Source organism: Caulobacter sp. HJHS_5, from assembly GCF_056683955.1.
The window spans coordinates 167,673-185,063 of sequence record NZ_JBWZNC010000002.1; the positions used below are offsets into that span (position 1 = coordinate 167,673).

The window sequence follows — 17,391 nt, forward strand, 5'->3', positions numbered from 1 at the left end:
CCGATGCTCTCCGTCATTTGCCGGAAAGTTAATTTAAGACTGGTTAATGGTGAACGGCCCGTTGGAGGGAATCGTTAAGGCGATTTGCGAATCGGGGGCAAGAGTCCCCGGTGCGGCCGGGCGACTCAGCGGCGATGACTCTTTCGTGATCGCCCCCCTTTAGGGGGCGGCGCCGCGCTGGGGGGCGCTGTGACGCACCCCGACTTCATCCCTGGTTAACGCTGTCGGTCCAGGCTCCGACCCACGCCGCCTCCCGGGACATCTTCAGCTTTGCGCAGCCTGATCGCCGCCGTCGAACGCATCGACCCCCTGACCGTGTCCGGTCGGGTGGCGGCCGTTAACGGCCTGCTGATCGAGGTCCGCGGCGGACTGACCCGCCTGGCCGTCGGCGCCTGGGCCGAGATCGATCGGTTCGGCGCTCCGCCCCTGGCCGCCGAGGTGGTCGGCTTCCGAGAGACCCGCGCCCTCCTGATGCCTTTCGGCCCCGTCGAGGGGGTGGCGCCCGGCGCCGAGATCCGCATCCAGCCCGAGGGCGCCAGCGTGCGCCCGACCAAGGCCTGGCTCGGCCGCATCGTCGACGCCTTCGGCGAGCCGATCGACGGGAAGGGGCCGCTGCCGCAAGGCCCCGCCGCATATCCCCTGCGCACCCCGCCGCCGCCGGCCCACGCCAGGGCGCGGGTGGGCGAGCGCCTGGATCTCGGGGTGCGGGCGATGAACGTCTTCACCACCACCTGCCGCGGCCAGCGCCTGGGCATCTTCGCCGGCTCGGGCGTCGGCAAGTCGGTGTTGTTGTCGATGCTGGCCAAGGACGCGACCTGCGACGCCGTCGTCGTCGGCCTGATCGGCGAGCGGGGCCGCGAGGTGCGCGAGTTCATCGAGGAGACCCTCGGCGAGGAAGGCCTGGCCCGCGCCATCGTGGTGGTCGCCACCTCCGACGAGCCGGCCCTCAAGCGCCGCCAGGCGGCCTACATGACCCTGGCGATCAGCGAGTACCTGCGCGACCAGGACATGGAAGTGCTGTGCCTGATGGACAGCGTCACCCGCTTCGCCATGGCCCAGCGCGAGATCGGCCTGGCGGCCGGCGAGCCGCCCACCACCAAGGGCTATACCCCGACGGTGTTCACCGAACTGCCCAAGCTGCTGGAGCGGGCCGGCCCTGGTCCCGTACGGGCCGACGGCACGGCGGCGGCGCCGATCACCGGCCTGTTCACCGTGCTGGTGGACGGCGACGACCACAACGAGCCGATCGCCGACGCCGTGCGCGGTATCCTCGACGGTCACATCGTGATGGAGCGGGCCATCGCCGAGCGCGGCCGCTTCCCCGCGATCAATGTGCTGAAGTCGATCAGCCGGACCATGCCGGCCTGCCAGCTGCCGCATGAGCGCGAACTGGTGAAGGCCGCCCGCCAGACCCTGGCCGCCTACGCCAACATGGAGGAGCTGATCCGCATCGGCGCTTACCGCGCGGGCGCCGATCCGCAGATCGACCGGGCCATCCGCCTTAACCCCGGCCTCGAGGCCTTCCTCTCGCAGGACAAGGACGAGACCTCGACCTTGGACGGGGCCTTCGAGGCCCTGGACGCTATTCTCGGGAGTGACGCATGAGCTGGGCCGACTCCCTGATCAAGCTCTCGACCTTCGAGGTCGAGGAGCTGCAGAAGCGCCTCGCCGAGATCGTCGGCGGGCGGCAGGACGCCGAGATGCGGCTGATGATGCTGGAGGCCGAGGCCGAGGCCGAGACCGAGCGGGCGCGCGGCGACGCCGAGGCCGGCTGGTACCTGATCGGCTTCCGCGAGGGCCTAAAGGTTCGCCGCGCCGGGATCGAGGCCGAGATCGCCCTGGCCCAGGCCGAGGAGGCCGGCTGCCGCGACGCCCTGAGCGGCGCCTTCGAGAGCCAGAAGAAATACGAGCACGTCGCCGAGCAGATGGCGCTGGCGGCCCGCAAGGCCGAAGCCTATCGCGAGACCCAGGCGATGAACGACATCGGCCTGCGCCGCGCCGCCGGAGGGCGTTGAGGGTGAAGCCTACCCGCCGCGTCGCCCTGGCGGGCGCTCTCGCGCTTGCCGCCTGCGAGCGGCCCGCCGCCTCCCAGGCGGTGACGGCCGATCCCCCGCCGCTGAAGGACGGGGCCATCTCCCGCGTCGGCTGCGTCGCGATGACGGCTCAGCTGAACGATCCCGCCTTCGTCGCGCTGTTCGCCCGCCACTTCTCCCAGCTCACCGCCGAGTGGGAGATGAAGATGGAATACATCTGCCAGGATGACGGCAGCTTCCGCTGGGACGCGCCCGATCGCCTCGCCGCCTTCGCCCGCCAGAACGGCATGCGCCTGCATGGCCATACCCTGGTCTGGTACGCCGAGACCGCCAAGGCGTTCGAGCGCCTGGAGGGCCAACGCGACGCCTTCGCCCGCGCCTACCGCAACTACATTCTCGCCGTCGTCGGCCGCTACAAGGGCCTGGCCGGCAGTTGGGACGTGGTCAACGAGGCGGTCAACGAGGACGGCAGCGCCCTGCGCGAGCACATCTGGTCACGAAACCTGGGCCAGCTCGACCACATGCGCCTGGCCTTCGACCACGCCGCCGAGGCCGATCCGGACGCCGTGCTGTTCGTGAACGACTACTTCCTCGAGAAGATTCCGAAAAAGCGCGCCGAGTACATGCGCATGATCGAGCGCCTGCTGAAGTCCGGCGCCAAGCTGACCGGCATCGGCACCCAGAGCCACCTCGATATCGACGTGAAGCCCGGCGCCTGCCGCGAGGCGATCCGCGATCTGGCCAGCTTCGGCCTGCCGATCCACGTCGCCGAACTCGACTGCAGCTTCAGCGTCGAGCGGATCGACCTGCGCAGCGAGGAAGACAAGCTGCTGGCCCAGGCCAAGCTCGCCGAGGAGGTCGCCCAGGCCTACCTCGACCTGCCGCCCAACCAGCGCTTCGCCTTCACCGTCTGGGGCCTGCGCGACAAGGACAGCTGGCTGAAGAACGAGCCCAACAACAGCGGCGACCAGCCCCTGCTGTTCGACGACGACGGCCGACCGAAGCCGATGTTCGACGCCGTGGCTGCGGCCTTGAAGGCTTAGATTTCGGCCAACTCGATCGGCCGCAGCTTTCCGATCAGGAAAATCCAGGCGAAGGCGCCGACCGCCGCGACGCCGGCGATGAACGCCAGGGCCCAGACGAAAGAGCCGGTCTGTTTGTAGATGGCGCCGACCACGAGCGGGATGACGATGCCCGCCAGGTTGGCGGCGGCGCTGAACAGCCCGCCGACAAGGCCGAGGGCGCCGCGGGGCGCGATCTCCGACAGCACCGCCCAGCCGGACGAGCCCATCGCCTGGGCGAAGAAGGCGACCGAGAGTATGGCGATGACCACAGCGTTGCTCTCGACATAGTTGGCCAGGACGATGGTGGTGGCGCCGAGCAGGCCGATGATCACCGGCAGCTTGCGGGCGATTTCCAGCGAGGCGCCCCGGCGCAACAGAAAGTCGCTGAGCGAACTGGCGAACAGGATGCCGAAGAAGCCGGCGAGGTAGGGCAGGGAAGCGAAGAACCCGACCTTGATCCAGGCCATGTGGCGCGCCTCGGCCAGGTAGGTCGGGAACCAGGTCAGGAAGAAGACGAAGGTCGAGTAGACGGCGAACTGGCCGAGGCAGAGGGCGAGGATCTGGCGGTTGGAGATCAGCTGCCCGAGCAGGCGCCAGTTGAACGGCCGCGCCTCGCCGGCCACGCGGCCGCCGCCTTCGCGGATATAGGCCAGTTCGCTTTCGGTGACCTTGGGGTCGTCCTTCGGGTCGCGGTAGCCGAACGCCCAGGCCAGGGTGAAGATCAGGCCGAGGCCGCCCGAGAGCACGAACAGCGCGCGCCAGCCGAAGCTGGCCGTGATCCAGAACAGCCCCGGGCTGAGGAAGGCGAGGGGGATGTACTCGGCGGCCGTATAGACCCCGATGGCCATGCCGCGCTCCCGGCGTGGGAACCAGGCGGCGACGATGTTGCTGTTGGCCGGAAAGCACGGCGCCTCGAACAGGCCGAGCAGCAGGCGGGCGCCGGTCAGGGAGGCGAAGCCGCGGGCCAGGCCGTGCAGCAGGGTGGCCGCCGACCAGCCGGCGATGGCGCAGAGGTAGACGATCCGTGAGCCGAAGCGGTCGAGCAGCACCCCGCCCGGGATCTGCGCCAGGAAGTAACTCCAGGAGAAGGCCGAGAAGATCCAACCCATCAGCACCGGGTCGAGGTGGAATTCTTCGCGGATGCCGGGCGTGGCGACGCCGATGATCGCCCGGTCGAGATAGTTGATCGCCACCGCCCCGCTGATCAGGGCGAGCATGACAAGGCGGCGCCGGCTGCGCGGCGCGGGCTGAGCGGACAAGCGTTTCCCCCGACTTTTGATCATTGTCGCCGGGGCTTCACGGGTCGGCAAGCCGGCGCCGCACGCGCCGCCCGGTGGCGATCCGCCTTAGGCCTTGGGTTCTGTCGTCCTTGCGGCCTGACGCGCGCGTTCGGCCTCGACGCTGGTGCGCAGCACGCGCAGGTCGTCGCTGATGCGGAAGATGGCGACGTAGAACTCGCAGAACGACCGCCAGAGCAGCACCAGGGCGCCAGCGACCAGCAGGCCGGCGACGGCCAGCGGCAGGGCCAGAAGTTTGCCGAGCCAGCTTTCCTCGCGCAGGGCGACGCCGACCGCCGCGCCGACCGAGGAGAAGGCCACCAGCGAAATCACGCCGAGACCGGCCCAGTAGATCAGGTGGATGACCGGCCCGGTGACCAGGCGGTCGAAGGTCAACAGGTCCCAGACGATGCCCGCGCCGACGCCACGCGAATGATCCTTGGCCGCAGCCATGCGCAAAATCCCTGGCCGGGCGTGGATCGCCCGCGTTCGGCGCAACCGCTAGCAGCGCCGAGCGCGCGCCGCAACGGCGTCGGCCGCGTGAGGCGCATCGCGGTCCATCCGCCGCGGGGCGCGGCGTTGATCGGAAGGGTTTTGAATTCTATGACGAAGGCGGCCGGCGAACGCCGGTCGGGGGGTTAAGCAAGTGTCGGTCCGCAGGCCGTTGAATGTGGTGAAGGCTTCCGACCAGAAGTCCTTTTTCTCGCTGTTCGATTCCAGGCTTGCGGTCTGCCGCGAGACCTTCGAGGCCGCTCCCGACGTCATCGTCTTCCCCTGCGCCAAGATCAAACAGGTCCTGCCCCCGCCGGAGAGCCTGCCGCGCGAGGCCTGGCGGAGGGTCGCCGATGGCCGCTGCCTGGTGGCGTTCGACGCCAGCACCGACGGCAACGTCCACACGGCCGAAGGGTCGGGCCGGCTGCACGACTATCTCGCCGCCGCCGGCGTCCTGCCCGAGCAGGCGGTCTACATCACCCAGGACCGCAGTTGGGGCGAGCACTATGAAGCCCATGTGCGCCGCCTCGGCCTGCGCCGGATGCACGTGGCGCACTATGACTATTTCCTGCGCGCGTTCTTCAAGGACTTCGAGGCCAGGGGCGATCTGGTGTACGCCAAGCGCGAGCACCTGTTCCGCAACCGCCCGCAAACGCGTTCGCGCCGCTACATCTACCTGAATCTGTCGCCCCGCGCCGCCAAGGTGCTGCTGCTGGCGCGGCTGATGCAGCATGGCGTGTTCGACGACGGCCACATCTCGTTCGGCGGTTTCGATCCGGCGAAGCACAGCCGCGCGGTGCCGCTGAAGGTGATGCTGCATCTGATCGCCGATTTGCCCGGCTTCGGTCGCATCGCCGGCGAGCTGACGCCCTACATCTATGAGATGAACACCTTCGAGCCGATGCTGCTGGGCGAGCCGAAGCGGATCGCCGGCCAGCCGACGCAGTTGAAAAAGCAGGCCGCCGACACCCAGTTCGACGAGTATTCCGACAGCTATTTCACGGTCGTCACCGAGACCGAGCTGAACTCGCGGCGGATCAGCGAGAAGGCCCTGAAGTCGCTGGTCAATTTCCAGCCCTCGATCATCCTCGGCAATCCGGGCTCGGTCGAGTTCACCCGCGCGCTGGGGTTCAAGAGCTTCGACGGCTATGTCGACGAGGCCTATGACCGCGAGCTTGACCACGTCAGGCGCTTCGAGATGGTCTGCGACGAGACCCTGCGCCTCTGCGGGCTGCCGCATTCCGAACTCTGGCGGATGGAGCAGGAATGGGCCGAGGTGCTGGCCTACAACGCCCGCTTCGGTCTCTGCAGCCTGCCGGCGATCTATCGTGACCGGATCGACCTCGCCACGGTCGATCATCTGGCGACGCTGTTCCGCCTCGACGACGCGCCGCCGCCGCCGACCTTCGGTTCGACCGAAGTCGCGGCTTAACGCGCCTGCCAGGTCTTGCGGGCGGCGACGGCCCGGTCGGGGAAGTCGCTGAACACCCCGTCGACGCCCAGCTTGAAGAAGGTCAGGTACTCGGCCTGGTCGTCGCCGTGCGCGGCCGGATCGCCGCCCCGCCGCAGCTCGGCCGGCAGGAAGCTGTTCTCCGAGCGGAAGGTGAAGGGATGCACGACCATCCCGGCCGCATGGGCGTCGGCGATCAGGCTCGTAGGGGGCATCGACCGCCCGGCGGCGTCCAGCGGCGTGATCAGGCTCTTGGCCGGGCCGATGCCGTCGACGTAGGCCGACATGGCCTTCAGCTCGGCGGGCCTGGTCAGGTCGGCGAAGGTGCGCTTGTCGCCAGCGGCGACGAGGTCGGCGGGCGCGCCGGCGGCGTCCATCAGGAACACGGTGCGGACGTCGATCTGCTTGCGCACGGCGGCCAGGGGCGCGAGCTCGAACGCCTGCAGGAAGAACGGCGCGTCGCGGCGGTCGAGACCGGCCTTGCGGATGGCGGCGACGGCCCGCGCTTCCATCGGCAGGCCGACGGAGGCGAAGTAGGTCGGGTGTTTCAGCTCGGCGTAGACGCCCACTGTGCGGCCGGCCTTGGCGCCTTCCTCGCGGGCCAGGGCGACCACCTCGTCGAAGGTCAGCACCGGCTCCTGACCGTCGTAACGCGTGTTGGCGACGCGCAGCTGGGGCAGGCGCTCGCGGGTCCGCAGGGTCTTGATCTCGGCGAGGGTGAAGTCCTCGCTGAACCAGCCGGTGATCCGGCGGCCGTCGACGGTCTTGGTGGTCTTGCGGGCCGCGAACTCGGGGCGGGCGGCGACGTCGGTGGTCGCCCCGATCTCGTTCTCGTGGCGGTCGATGAAGACGCCGTCCTTGGTCAGCACCAGATCCGGCTCGATGAAGTCGGCGCCCTCGGCGATGGCGAGGCGATAGCCCGCGGCGGTGTGCTCCGGCCGCTCCCCCGCCGCGCCGCGATGGCCGATCACCAGGGGCGGGGCGGCCTGCCCGAAGGCTTGACCGGCCAGCAGGCCCAGACTGGCGACCAGCGCGATCGCGAGATGTCGAACAAGGCTTTTCATGATGACGCGACCCGCTAGCGAAAGCTTATGACAATCGCCACCGGCCGTGTTGTCGATAGGGACGGTGCGGCCTAGCCTCGATTCAGGCGCCCGCGAGCGGCGCCGTTCGGGAGGGCGGTATGGACGATCCCCGCGCAATTCTGGCGCGCGAGCCGATGCACTGGCGCCAGATGGTCGCCGTCGGCCTGGCCACGGCGCTCAACGCCCTCGACGGTTTCGACGTGCTGTCGATCAGCTTCGCCTCGCCGGGCATCGCCAAGGATTGGGGCGTCGACCGCGCGGCCCTGGGCGTCGTCCTGTCGATGGAGCTGATCGGCATGGGCGTCGGCGCCTTCCTGCTCGGGACCCTGGCCGACCGCATCGGCCGCCGGCCGACCATCCTGGCCTGTCTGCTGGTGATGGCGCTCGGCATGTTCCTGGCCTCCACGGCCGGCGGCGTGGCTGTTCTGTCGGCCTTCCGCTTCCTCACCGGCCTGGGCATCGGCGGGATGCTGGCGGCGACCACGGCGGTGACGGTGGAGGTCGCCAACGCCAAACGGCGCAACCTCGCGGTGGCGGTGATGTCGGCGGGCTATCCGCTGGGCGCCGTGGTCGGCGGCTCGATCGCCACCTCGCTGCTGGCCTCCACCGGCGACTGGCGCTCGGTGTTCGCCTTCGGGGCCGTCGCCACCCTGTGCTTCGTGCCCCTGGTGCTGCTCGGCCTGCCGGAGACCATCGCCTACCTCACCCACAAGCGTCCGGCCGGCGCCCTGGAGAAGATCAACCGCAGCCTGAAACGCCTGGGCCACGCCCCGGTCGAGGGCCTGCCGCCGCCGGAGCCGCCCGCTCCGCGCCCGGGCCTCGCCGAGGCCGCCGCCCCGCCGCTGCTGAACACCACCGTGCTGCTGATCGTGGCCACCTTCGCCCACATGATGACCTTCTATTTCTTCATCAAATGGATCCCGAAGGTCGTTGTGGACATGGGCTTCCCGCCCGCCGAGGCCGGCGGCGTGCTGGTCTGGGCCAATGTCGGCGGCGCCGTCGGCTCGCTGGTCATCAGCCTGCTCACCACCAGGGTCGGCGTGCGCGCCCTCACCATGGGGGCGATGGTCTGCGGCGCGGCGGCCATCGCCGCCTTCGGCCAGAACCTCACCGACCTGAAGACCCTATCGCTGGTCGCCGCCGTGGCCAGCTTCTTCACCAACGGGGCCATCGCCGGCCTCTATGCGGTGATCGCGCAATCCTATCCGGCGCGCCTGCGTGCGGGCGCCACCGGCCTGGTGATCGGGGTCGGGCGGGCCGGCGCCGCCACGGGGCCGGTCGCGGCCGGCCTGCTGTTCGCCGCCGGCTGGGGGCTGTCGGCGGTCGCCGCCACCCTGGCGGGCGGCACGCTGCTGGCGGCTGTCGCCCTGGCCTTCATCCGCTACCGTGAAAACAGTCTCGCCTAAGCCTCCTGGAAGGACGCCTCCGATGGACCTCAATCGCCGCCATTTCTTCGCCGCCGCCGGCGCCTTTGCGGGCCTCGCCGCCACGGGCGCCTTCGCCCAGGGCCTGGGGACCGCCTGGCCGATGGGCATCCAGCTGTGGACCGTGGGGGCCGAGATGCAGAAGGACGGGCCGGGCACGCTGCGGCGCCTCAAGGCCCTTGGGTTCGCGGTCGTCGAGACCGCCGGCTTCTATGGCGGCACGGCCCAGACGATGAAGGCCCAGCTCGACGCCGCCGGCCTCGTCTGCCGCTCCTGCCACGTCGGCCTCGGCGACCTCGGCGCCGATATCGACAAGCACATCGCCGACGCCAGGACCCTGGGCGCGAGCTGGCTGGTGGCGTCGTCGCCCAAGGCGCCGCGCGCGCTCCCCGCCGGCAAGCCGTTCGGGCTCGGCATGGCCGAGGTGATGACCCTGGAGGCCTATCAGGAGAACGCCGCCATCGTGGCGCGCATCGTCCCCAGGATCGCCGCCGCCGGCCTCACCTTCGGCTACCACAACCACGACATGGAGTTCCGCAAGTTCGGCGACCGCACCGGCCTCGACATCCTGCTGTCCGGCCATCCGCAGGCCAAGCTGGAGCTCGATCTCGGCTGGGTGGCCGCCGCCGGCCTCGACCCCGCGGCCACGATCAGAAGCTACGGCTCCCGCGTCGAGCTGCTGCACGTGAAGGACATGGTCAAGGCCGAGCCCGAGTATCACTCGGTCGAGATCGGCAAGGGCATTATCGACTGGAAGCCGACCCTGGAGGCCGCCAAGGCCGTCGGGACCAAGGGCTTCTTCATCGAGCAGGAAGCGCCCTACGTGCGCCCGATCTTCGATTCCCTGGCGATGAGCGTGGCGTATTTGAAGGGGCTCTGACGATCCCTCCCCCTCGAAGGGGGAGGGGCAGGGGTGGGGGTGTTGGCGCGGAGCCGACGAGAGAGCTCCATATGGCGCGAGCCTTCTGCGCGCCCGGCCGGCGCCGCCCGGCGCACACCCCCATCCCCAACCCTTCCCCTTCGAGGGGGAAGGGGTCAACGCCCCACCGCATCCCCCGGCCACAGCGGCCCGGCGAGCCTGCCGGCCAGATAGTCCATGAACGCCGTCACCCGCGCCGGGCGCGGGCCGCCGCCGGGCGCCACGAGGTGCACCGAGATCGGCGGCAAAGCCCAGTCGGTCATCACCGTCTCCAGCCTGCCTTCCGCCACATCGCGCCAGTAGATGAAGTCCGGCTGCGGGGCGACGCCGAGGCCGGCGCAGAGGGCGGCCGTCAGGGCGTCGGCGTTGTTGGCGCGCAGCGGGCCGTGCGGGCGCACGACGGCCTCCTCGCTCGCCGCGTTGACGAACCGCCAAGTCTGGGCGGTCGGCAAATAGGCGTAGGTCAGGCAGCTGTGGCGGGCCAGATCCTCCGGATGCCTCGGGCGCCCGCGCTGGGCGAGGTAGCCCGGCGAGGCGACGAGATGGCGCCGGACCGGCCGCAGGCGGCGCGCCGTCAGCGAGGAGTCGTCCAGGGCGGCGATGCGGATGGCGCAGTCGAACCCGCCGCCCACGAGGTCGATCGTCTCGTCCGAGAGGTGCAGGTCGATGGAAACGTCCGGATGCGCCCCCAGGAATTCGGGCAGGGCGGGGGCCACATAGGTCAGGCCGAACGACATCGGCGCGGCCAGGCGCACGAGGCCGCGCGGCCGCAGGGCCATGTCCATCGCCTCGCCCTCGGCCCCTTCCGCCTCGGCGACCATCTGGGCGGCGCGGGCCGCCAGATTGCGCCCGGCGTCGGTGAGGGCGAACCGTCGCGAAGTTCGGTGTAGAAGGGTGGTCCCGAGGCGTTGTTCCAGACGCGTGACCGCTTTCGACACCGTGGCCTTCGACAGGGCCAGGTGCTCGGCCGCCCCGGAGAACGACTGGGTTTCGGCGACCTTGGCGAAAATGGCCAGGGCTTCGAGATCGGGCAGTTTCGACACGTTCAGAGTTCGCTTTTGGAAACGATGACTTTCATACGTTTCTATTTCTGATTTCAAGCCGATCGCTACCTTCGTCTCAACGGCGGCCGGACCTTCCGGCCTCTCAAGTTTCGGAGAGACTTCGATGATCGAACTGCGACCCTTCAACAGCCTCGGCGGCGCCGACCACGGCTGGCTGAACGCCAAGCACCACTTCTCCTTCGCCGGCTACTACGATCCCGCGCGCATGGGCTGGGGCTCGCTGCGAGTGTGGAACGACGACGAGATCGCCGCCGGCACGGGCTTCCCGCCCCACCCGCACTCGGACATGGAAATCATCACCTACGTCCGCGACGGGGCCATCACCCACCAGGACAGCATGGGCAACAAGGGCCGCACCGAGGCCGGCGACGTGCAGGTGATGAGCGCGGGCACGGGCGTGCGCCACTCCGAGTACAACCTCGAAAATGAGCTGACCCGCATCTTCCAGATCTGGATCGAGCCGACCCGCCGGGGTGAAGCCGCCTCCTGGGGCGCCAAGCCCTTCCCGAAGGGCGACCGCGCCGGCCAGTTCGTGGTGCTGGCCTCGGGTTTCGAAGGCGACGCCGACGCCCTGCCGATCCGCACCGACGCCCGCGTCGTCGCCGCCACGCTCAAGGCCGGCGAGAGCGCCAGCTACACCCTCGGCGCCGACCGCCGCGGATATCTCGTGCCCGCCAAGGGCGTGGTCCAGGTCAATGGCGTGCAGGCCCAGGCCCGCGACGGCCTGGCGATCCGCGAGGTCGAGACCCTGACTGTAACCGCCGTCGAGGACGCCGAAATCGTTCTCGTCGACGCCGCCTAGCCTCAACCCCAAGCCCCCAATCCGGGAGACCCAAGATGCCCTACGTTACGACCACCGACGGCGTTGAGATCTTTTACAAGGATTGGGGGCCCAAGGACGCCCAGCCCATCGTCTTCCACCACGGCTGGCCGCTGAGCGGCGACGACTGGGACACGCAGATGCTGTTCTTCCTCGGCCAGGGCTACCGGGTCATCGCGCACGACCGCCGCGGCCACGGCCGCTCGGCCCAGGTGTCGGACGGGCATGACATGGACCACTACGCCGCCGACATCGCGGCCGTGGTGCAACATCTCGATCTGAAGAACGCCGTGCACATCGGCCACTCCACCGGCGGCGGCGAGGTGGCCCGCTATGTGGCGCGCCACGGCGCCGGGCGGGTCGCCAAGGCGGTGCTGGTCAGCGCCGTGCCGCCCCTGATGCTGAAGACCGAGGCCAATCCCGGCGGCCTGCCCATCGAGGTGTTCGACGGCCTTCGCGCCGCCGTGGCCGCCAACCGCGCCGAATTCTACCGCGACTTCGCCGCCACCGCCTTCTACGGCTTCAACCGCCCGGGCGTGACCCCCGTGGAAGGCGTCATCCGCAACTGGTGGCGCCAAGGCATGGAAGGCGGCGCCAAGGCCCACTACGACGGGATCAAGGCCTTCTCGGAAACCGACTTCACCGACGACCTGAAGGCCATCCAGGTCCCCACCCTGGTGCTGCACGGCGACGACGACCAGGTCGTCCCCATCGCCGACTCCGCCCCGCTGTCGGCGGACCTGCTGAAGAACGGAACCCTGAAAATCTACCCCGGCTATCCGCACGGCATGCTGACCACCAACGCCGAGGTCATCAACGCGGATTTGTTGGCCTTCATCAAAGGCTAGGCGCGGCGCTCAACGACGAAGGCCCCGGCGCGAGCCGGGGCCTTTGCGTGGCGAACTTCGGCTTTCGCCTATATCGCGACGGTGTCGGGTTTCCGGCGCAGAAGCAATTGCCTCAAAGCCACCCCTGCGGACGCTCCATCACTTCTGAGTTTTCCACACGTCCGCCTCTGACGCCGCCGTCTGCTTCACTGGGTGTGTGACCCCGCCGCCCGCCAGCCCTGACGAGACGCCCGCCGCCGACTTCGCGCGGCCGGTGCTGGAGCGTCAGCTCGCCAAGCTGGAGCGGCTGGCCGACATCGGCATGGAGATCGCCGAAAGCCTTCGCGGGCAGGTCGCTGAAGCTTCCGAGCCGGTCGATCCCGTCGCAGTCACCCTGGCCTTCAGCCGGGTCTCCCGCGCTGTGCGCCTGACCTTCGCCCTGCAGATCGAGGTGATCGACAAGCTGCGCGGCGTCGGTCGGATCGAGGACTATGAAGCGGACCTCGCGTCTCGGGACGCCACCCCTGCAACGGCGCCCGCCAAGGTGGAAGATCCGCGCCTTCGCGCCCGCAAGGACGACATCGCCGCCACTCTCACCGGCATCATCGACGAAATCCACAAGGACGCCGAGGGCGGCGAGGCCCACGAACGCTGCATCCGTGAAGCCACCGAACGGCTGAAGGAGGCGGAAGACCTCGGGGATATTCTCGCGCGGCCGTTCGAGGAGGTGGTCGAGCAAATCTGTCGGGACCTGGGGCTGTCTTCTAACTCGGTTCATCCCGACGAAAGTCGGGACCCAGGCTTTTTTAGTCCGCAGCGGCATCAGCCGGGCGCCGAACCCGGCCGGACAAGCCTCCAACCCTCTAATGTCGAAACAGAAAACACCTGGGTCCCGACTTTCGTCGGGATGAACCAAGGGGAGGGGTCGTCACCTCGCACCCCGCCACCCGACCCCGACGCGCTCCCCGGCTATCCCGTCGGCCTGCCCGGCGAACTGCCGCCCCGAGGGCGTCGCCCACAGCGACCGCCCACCAACTACACCCACGGTTTCGACTGAGACGCGCCGTCGTCGGCGCGCGCCTAGACCTGCCCGACCGTCTTCAGCCGCGCGCGGGGATGGATTTCGTTCTGGCTCATCACCACGGTCTGGCCGCGGAAGCGCTCGATGATCGAGCGGACGTAGGGCCGCACCATCGGGCTGGTCAGCAGCACCGGGCTCTCGCCCGAGAGGGCCGCGCGCTCGAACGCCTCGCGCACGCCGCGGATGAACTCCTGCAGGCGCGAGGGGGCCAGGGCGAGTTGCTTTTCCTCGCCCGGGCCGATCAGGGCGTCGGCGAAGGCGGCTTCCCATTCGCCCGACAGCGAGACGATCGGCAGGGCGCCGTCCTCGCCACGATTGGCCCAGCAGAGCTGGCGGCCCAGCCGGGCGCGCACGCTCTCGACCAGCGAGCCGACGGTGCCGGAGCTGGGGGCGGCCTCGCCGATGCCTTCCAGGATGGTCGGCAGGTCGCGGATCGAGACGCGTTCGCGCAGCAGGGCCTGCAGCACGCGCTGCACGGTGGTGGCGGTGACCACCGAGGGGATCAGGTCCTCGACCAGCTTCTTCTGCTCGCCCGGCAGGTCCTTCAGCAGTTTCTGCACCTCCGAATAGGAGAGCAGGTCGGCCATGTTGTCCTTGAGGATCTCGGTCAGGTGCGTGGTCAGCACCGTCGCCGGGTCGACGATGGTGTAGCCGCGGAAGGTGGCTTCCTCGCGCAGGCTGTCGTCGATCCAGGTGGCGGGCAGGCCGAAGGCCGGTTCGCGCATGTGCTCGCCCGGCAGCTCCACCTGGCCGCCGCGCGGGTCCATGGCCATCAGGTGGCCGAGGCGCACCTCGCCGGAGCCGGCCTCCATCTCCTTGATGCGGATGGCGTAGCCCTGGCTGGGCAGGCGCATGTTGTCGAGAATGCGCACCGGCGGCATCACGAAGCCGTACTCGGCCGCCAGGGTCTTGCGCAGGGCGCGGATCTGGTCGGTGAGGCGCCGGCCGTCGAGGTCGTTGATCAGGCTCAGCAGGCCGTAGCCGATCTCGATCTTCACGTCGTCGATGGCCAGGGCGTTGGAGATCGGCTCCTCTTCCGGCTCGGCGGCGACCGGCTGGATGACCACCTCCGGCTTCTGGAGATCCCGCGCGCGCTTCCAGGCCAGGGCCCCCGAGGCCAGCGACAGGGCCGCGAACACCACCACCGGCATGCCCGGCACCAGGGCCAGCACGCCCGAGGTGCCGCTGACCATGCCGAGGGCGACCGGGTTCATGGCCAGCTGGGTGACCAGGGCCTTGTCGGCCGAGCCTTCGACGCCCGCCTTGGAGACCAGGAAGCCGGCGGCGATCGAGATGATCAGCGCCGGGATCTGGCTGACCAGGCCGTCGCCGATGGTCATGATCGTGTAGGTGGAGGCCGCCTCGCCGATCGGGATCTTGTGCTGGATCACCCCGATCAGGATGCCGCCGACGATGTTGATGGCGGTGATGATCAGGCCGGCGACCGCGTCGCCGCGCACGAACTTGCTGGCGCCGTCCATGGCCCCGAAGAAGGTGCTTTCCTGCTCCAGCTCCTTGCGGCGCTTCTTGGCCTCGTCCTGCTCGATCAGGCCGCTGGAGAGGTCGGCGTCGATGGCCATCTGCTTGCCGGGCATCGAGTCCAGGGTGAAGCGGGCGGCCACCTCGGCGATCCGGCCCGAGCCCTTGGTGATGACCACGAAGTTCACCACCAGCAGGATGGCGAAGACGATCACCCCGATGACGAAGTTGCCCTGCATCATCAGCTGCCCGAAGGCGTGGATGATGGCGCCGGCCCCCTCGGTGCCTTCCTGGCCGTGGCCGAGGATCAGGCGCGTCGAGGCCAGGTTCAGGCCCAGGCGGAACAGGGTGGCCACCAGCAGCACCGTCGGGAAGGCGGTGAACTCGAGCGGCTTCCTGATGAGGATCGAGGTCATCAGGATCAGCACGGCGCTGGTCATCGACAACGCCAGCAACAGGTCCAGCAGGAACGGCGGGACCGGAATGATCAGCAGGACGACGATGCCGACGACGCCGAGCGCCAGGCCCACCTCGCCACGCAGCAGCGAGTTCATCGCCCCGCGGGCGGTGAACGCGTTGGACGGTGCGGGAAGCCCGACGTCAGCCATGCGGCGTCACCACTCCTGAGCGGCCGTCAGGCCGCGCTGGCTCCGAGGCCGCCCTGGGGCGCGGGCACCGAGACGCCGGCTTCGGAATATTCCTTCAGCTTGTTGCGCAGGGTGCGGATCGAGATGCCGAGGATGGTCGCGGCGTGAGTCCGGTTGCCCAGGCAATGGCTGAGGGTGTCGAGGATCAGCTGCTGCTCGACCTCGGCCACGGTCTGGCCGACGAACGAGCGGGCGGCGGCCTCGGCGGCCTGGCTGGCGGCGTGGGCGGTGCGGGCGCCGGCGTCCGGCGCCGCGAGCGGCTGGCCGTCCGGCAGGCGGATGGCGTCCTGCTCGATCTCGGCGCCGGTGGAGAGCAGCACCGCGCGATGCATGGCGTTCTCCAGCTCGCGTACGTTGCCCGGCCAGCGGTGGTGCGCCAGGCGGCGCTTGGCCTCGGCCGACAGCGGCAGCACCGGCACGCCGTTGGCGGCCGAGTATTTCTTGATGAAGTGGTCGGCCAGCGCGACCACGTCGCCCGGCCGGTCGCGCAGCGGCGGCAGGCGCAGGTTCACCACGTTGAGGCGGTAGAGCAGGTCCTCGCGGAACTCGCCGGACTTCACGGCCGCGGCCAGGTCGCGGTTGGAGGTGGCGATGATGCGGATGTCGACCTTCACCGGCTTGGAACCGCCGACGCGGTCGATCTCGCGTTCCTGCAGGGCGCGCAGCAGCTTGGCCTGAAGCCGCGCGTCCATCTCGCTGATTTCGTCGAGCAGCAGGGTGCCGCCGTCGGCCTCCTCGAACTTGCCGACGCGGCGGGCGACGGCGCCGGTGAAGGCGCCCTTCTCGTGGCCGAAGAGCTCGCTTTCCAGCAGGTTGTCGGGAATGGCGGCGCAGTTGACGCTGATGAACGGCTTGGCCGAACGGCGCGACTTGCCGTGCAGGTAGCGCGCCATGACTTCCTTGCCGACGCCGCTTTCGCCGGTGATCAGCACCGAGGCGTCGGAGCCGGCGATGCGGTCGGCCAGGGCGATCACCGGCTCCATGGCCACGTCGCGGGCCACCATCGGGCGGTTGTCGTCGGACACCGCGGCCAGAACGGCGGCGATCAGCTCGGCGTCGGGCGGCAGGGGGATGAATTCCTTGGCGCCGGAGCGGATGGCGTCGGCCGCCTCGCGCGGACCGATCCCGACCCCGCAGGCCACCACCGGCACCCGGATGCGCTCGGCTTCGTTGGCCGCGATCAGGCCGGCGATGTCGAGTTCGACATCGACCATCAGGAGGTCGGCGCCCTGGCCCGCCCGCAAGGCGTGGGTGGCGGCGGCCGTGGTCTCCACGTGCGCCACCTTGGCCCCGGCGCCCATCGCCATCTTCACGGCGAGGGAGAGCTGCCCGTTCAGTTTTCCGACGACAAGAAGCCGCATGATCTCAGTTCCTTACGCTTCCGACGCGGCCTAGGCGGCCGTGTCGCCGTCCTTGATGATTTCCGTCATGGTCACGCCCAGACGCTCGTCGACGATGACGACCTCGCCCCGCGCCACCAGGCGGTTGTTCACATAGATGTCGATGGCCTCGCCGACCTTGCGGTCGAGTTCGAGGACGCTGCCCTGGCCGAGCTGCAGCAGCTGGGCCACCGAGAGGTTGGCCTTGCCGAGCACCGCGGAGATGTTGACCGGCACGTCGAAGACCGGCTGCAGGTCGGTCGCCGTCTTGCTTTCGGTGTCGATGGCCGCCTCGGAGGCGAGGCTGCCGTCGAATTCGTCGAGCGGGATGTTGGTGTCGGACATGACGG

General features: G+C 69.4%; 16 protein-coding genes. 9 read left to right on the forward strand and 7 right to left on the reverse strand.

Going from position 1 to position 17,391, the window contains the following annotated elements; genetic code table 11:
- Positions 1 to 270: 270 nt before the first annotated feature.
- From fliI to ACFLIT_RS04450, 3 genes are read left to right on the forward strand one after another with little or no spacing between them, the layout of a single operon-like run.
- Complete coding sequence (gene fliI, locus ACFLIT_RS04440; RefSeq protein WP_479909990.1) at positions 271 to 1,605, forward strand: flagellar protein export ATPase FliI; 1,335 nt, start codon at positions 271 to 273, stop codon at positions 1,603 to 1,605.
- Positions 1,602 to 2,015 (forward strand): flagellar export protein FliJ, encoded by a 414-nt coding sequence (locus ACFLIT_RS04445; RefSeq protein ID WP_479909991.1) that lies wholly within the window; start codon positions 1,602 to 1,604, stop codon positions 2,013 to 2,015. The genes fliI and ACFLIT_RS04445 overlap by 4 nt, the downstream gene beginning before the upstream one ends.
- A gap of 2 nt (positions 2,016 to 2,017) precedes the next feature.
- Positions 2,018 to 3,076 carry an endo-1,4-beta-xylanase gene (locus tag ACFLIT_RS04450; RefSeq protein WP_479909992.1) on the forward strand — a complete coding sequence of 353 codons (1,059 nt, stop codon included), beginning with the start codon at positions 2,018 to 2,020 and terminating at the stop codon, positions 3,074 to 3,076.
- On the opposite strand, the gene ACFLIT_RS04455 is transcribed toward ACFLIT_RS04450, so the two are convergent.
- Together ACFLIT_RS04455 and ACFLIT_RS04460 are read right to left on the reverse strand one after the other, a co-directional pair.
- Positions 3,073 to 4,314 carry an MFS transporter gene (locus ACFLIT_RS04455; protein WP_479909993.1) on the reverse strand — a complete coding sequence of 414 codons (1,242 nt, stop codon included), beginning with the start codon at positions 4,312 to 4,314 and terminating at the stop codon, positions 3,073 to 3,075. The genes ACFLIT_RS04450 and ACFLIT_RS04455 overlap by 4 nt on opposite strands.
- A gap of 129 nt (positions 4,315 to 4,443) precedes the next feature.
- On the reverse strand, positions 4,444 to 4,827 hold the full coding sequence (locus ACFLIT_RS04460) for a DUF4282 domain-containing protein (protein WP_479909994.1): 384 nt from the start codon (positions 4,825 to 4,827) through the stop codon (positions 4,444 to 4,446).
- A gap of 193 nt (positions 4,828 to 5,020) precedes the next feature.
- Here ACFLIT_RS04460 and ACFLIT_RS04465 point away from each other — a divergent pair, with 193 nt between their 5' ends.
- Positions 5,021 to 6,298: a hypothetical protein gene (locus tag ACFLIT_RS04465; RefSeq protein WP_479909995.1), complete on the forward strand. Its 1,278-nt coding sequence runs from the start codon at positions 5,021 to 5,023 to the stop codon at positions 6,296 to 6,298.
- Here the strand turns inward: ACFLIT_RS04465 and ACFLIT_RS04470 are convergent.
- Positions 6,295 to 7,380 carry a glycerophosphodiester phosphodiesterase gene (locus ACFLIT_RS04470; protein ID WP_479909996.1) on the reverse strand — a complete coding sequence of 362 codons (1,086 nt, stop codon included), beginning with the start codon at positions 7,378 to 7,380 and terminating at the stop codon, positions 6,295 to 6,297. The genes ACFLIT_RS04465 and ACFLIT_RS04470 overlap by 4 nt on opposite strands.
- A gap of 119 nt (positions 7,381 to 7,499) precedes the next feature.
- Here ACFLIT_RS04470 and ACFLIT_RS04475 point away from each other — a divergent pair, with 119 nt between their 5' ends.
- A complete protein-coding gene (locus tag ACFLIT_RS04475; RefSeq protein ID WP_479909997.1) occupies positions 7,500 to 8,807 on the forward strand; it encodes an MFS transporter in 1,308 nt (435 codons plus the stop codon).
- Between the two features lie 22 nt (positions 8,808 to 8,829).
- A complete protein-coding gene (locus ACFLIT_RS04480; RefSeq protein ID WP_479909998.1) occupies positions 8,830 to 9,705 on the forward strand; it encodes a sugar phosphate isomerase/epimerase family protein in 876 nt (291 codons plus the stop codon).
- A gap of 155 nt (positions 9,706 to 9,860) precedes the next feature.
- On the opposite strand, the gene ACFLIT_RS04485 is transcribed toward ACFLIT_RS04480, so the two are convergent.
- The gene (locus ACFLIT_RS04485) at positions 9,861 to 10,787 is read right to left on the reverse strand and encodes a LysR family transcriptional regulator (protein ID WP_479909999.1); all 927 of its coding nucleotides are present in this window, start codon (positions 10,785 to 10,787) and stop codon (positions 9,861 to 9,863) included.
- 124 nt (positions 10,788 to 10,911) lie between these two features.
- On the opposite strand from ACFLIT_RS04485, the gene ACFLIT_RS04490 reads away from it, so the two are divergent.
- The 3 genes from ACFLIT_RS04490 (at position 10,912) to ACFLIT_RS04500 (ending at position 13,512) form a co-directional block, all read left to right on the forward strand.
- Positions 10,912 to 11,610 (forward strand): pirin family protein, encoded by a 699-nt coding sequence (locus ACFLIT_RS04490; RefSeq protein WP_479910000.1) that lies wholly within the window; start codon positions 10,912 to 10,914, stop codon positions 11,608 to 11,610.
- Between the two features lie 35 nt (positions 11,611 to 11,645).
- Positions 11,646 to 12,476, forward strand: a complete 831-nt coding sequence (locus ACFLIT_RS04495; RefSeq protein WP_479910001.1) for an alpha/beta fold hydrolase — start codon at positions 11,646 to 11,648, stop codon at positions 12,474 to 12,476.
- A gap of 196 nt (positions 12,477 to 12,672) precedes the next feature.
- Positions 12,673 to 13,512, forward strand: coding sequence for a hypothetical protein (locus ACFLIT_RS04500; protein ID WP_479910002.1), 840 nt, complete (start codon positions 12,673 to 12,675; stop codon positions 13,510 to 13,512).
- Between the two features lie 23 nt (positions 13,513 to 13,535).
- Here the strand turns inward: ACFLIT_RS04500 and flhA are convergent, their stop codons facing one another.
- From flhA to fliN, 3 genes are all read right to left on the reverse strand, one after another.
- On the reverse strand, positions 13,536 to 15,569 hold the full coding sequence (gene flhA, locus ACFLIT_RS04505) for a flagellar biosynthesis protein FlhA (protein ID WP_479910356.1): 2,034 nt from the start codon (positions 15,567 to 15,569) through the stop codon (positions 13,536 to 13,538).
- An 80-nt stretch (positions 15,570 to 15,649) separates the two neighbouring features.
- Positions 15,650 to 17,023, reverse strand: coding sequence for a sigma-54-dependent transcriptional regulator FlbD (gene flbD / locus ACFLIT_RS04510; protein ID WP_479910003.1), 1,374 nt, complete (start codon positions 17,021 to 17,023; stop codon positions 15,650 to 15,652).
- Between the two features lie 30 nt (positions 17,024 to 17,053).
- The gene (fliN, locus tag ACFLIT_RS04515) at positions 17,054 to 17,386 is read right to left on the reverse strand and encodes a flagellar motor switch protein FliN (protein WP_479910004.1); all 333 of its coding nucleotides are present in this window, start codon (positions 17,384 to 17,386) and stop codon (positions 17,054 to 17,056) included.
- Positions 17,387 to 17,391: the final 5 nt, after the last annotated feature.